The organism is Clostridium sp. SGI.024 (genome assembly GCF_050315195.1).
In the GTDB taxonomy this organism is placed as follows: domain Bacteria; phylum Bacillota; class Clostridia; order Clostridiales; family Clostridiaceae; genus Clostridium.
Genome location: NZ_JBNPON010000140.1, coordinates 1 through 1,384 on the forward strand (window position 1 = coordinate 1; position 1,384 = coordinate 1,384).

At 29.3% G+C, this 1,384-nt stretch carries 1 protein-coding gene; it reads right to left on the bottom strand.

The window, feature by feature from the left end; genetic code table 11:
- Positions 1 to 102: 102 nt before the first annotated feature.
- On the bottom strand, positions 103 to 1,323 hold the full coding sequence (locus tag ACQRD5_RS17095; RefSeq protein WP_320627580.1) for an IS256 family transposase: 1,221 nt from the start codon (positions 1,321 to 1,323) through the stop codon (positions 103 to 105).
- Positions 1,324 to 1,384 lie beyond the last annotated feature (61 nt).

Below are 1,384 nucleotides of genomic sequence, written 5' to 3' on the forward strand. Positions count from 1 at the left end.
TTTTTTATTATCTAGAAATACTAATAATGTGAATTTCTGTTCTTTCATATTATTTAACAAAAATTAAATAATATACTTAAATTTAATAAAAAGTACAAGCTTTTACGCTAATTCGTCATTTAATTGTTCATTAAAGTATATTGTTAGCTCTGCTAACGTAGCTCCCCAATTTGGTGTCGGTTGTGTCCATTTTTCCATAATTTCCATAGTTGCAAGATAGACACATTTGTTTAATGATTCATCAGTAGGAAATATAGTTCGTGCTTTGGTATATTTTCGTATTTGCCTATTAAAACCTTCCAATGCATTTGTTGTATATATTATTTTTCTAATTGTTGGAGAAAACTCAAAGAAAGTAGATAGATTATTCCAATTGTTATACCATGAATCTATGACCATTCTGTAATTATTTCCCCAAGTATCCTTTAATTTATCTAGCTGCGCTAACGCAAGTTCTTCAGTAGTAGCCCTATAAACTTCTTTTAAATCTTTCATAAATGCTTTTTTATCTTTTGAAGCTATGTATTTAATAGAGTTTCTTATTTGATGCACAATACACGTTTGAATATTAACATTTGGAAATACTGTTTTAATAGCTTGTGGTAATCCTTTCAATCCATCCATACATGCTATGAGTATTTCTTTTACACCTCTATTTTTCAAATCGTTACATATACTTAACCAAAATTTAGCTCCTTCTGCTTCATCAACCCATATTCCAAGAATATCTTTATATCCTTCAATTGTATAACCCAAACAAATATATACAGCCTTATTTACTATTTTCCCATTACTTCTTACTTTAAAATACACTGCATCAAGATAAACTATTGGATATATTCTATCTAATACTCTGTTTTGCCATTCGGTAGCGGTAGCTATTACCTTATCTGTTATTTTGGAAACCATAGATGGAGATATTGTTATACCATAGAGGTATTCTATTTCTGCTTGAATATCACTTGTAGTCATTCCTTTAGCGTAGAGAGATATTATTTTTTTATCTAATTCATTACAAACAGTTTCATATTTCTTTACTATTTGCGGTTCAAATTCAGCCTTCCTATCTCTTGGTATATCAAGATCTACATCTCCAAATAAGCTTCTTAAACTCTTTTGACTATAACCATTTCTATAGTTTCTTTCTTCATGCTCAATCTCATTTTGACGCTGATATTTATCTCTTCCTAGATGTACATCCATTTCAGCTTCAAGTATATTTTCAAGTACATCTTTAACTAATTTCTGAACGAGACCGTTCTTTCCAAGAACGTCATCGATAGTTTTACATTTCTTTACTTCTTCAGTGTAATCAAAGTTGATATTAGTTTTTCCGTAAGCATCAAAAAATCGACGCGTAGCAATTAAAAATTTAAATTGATAG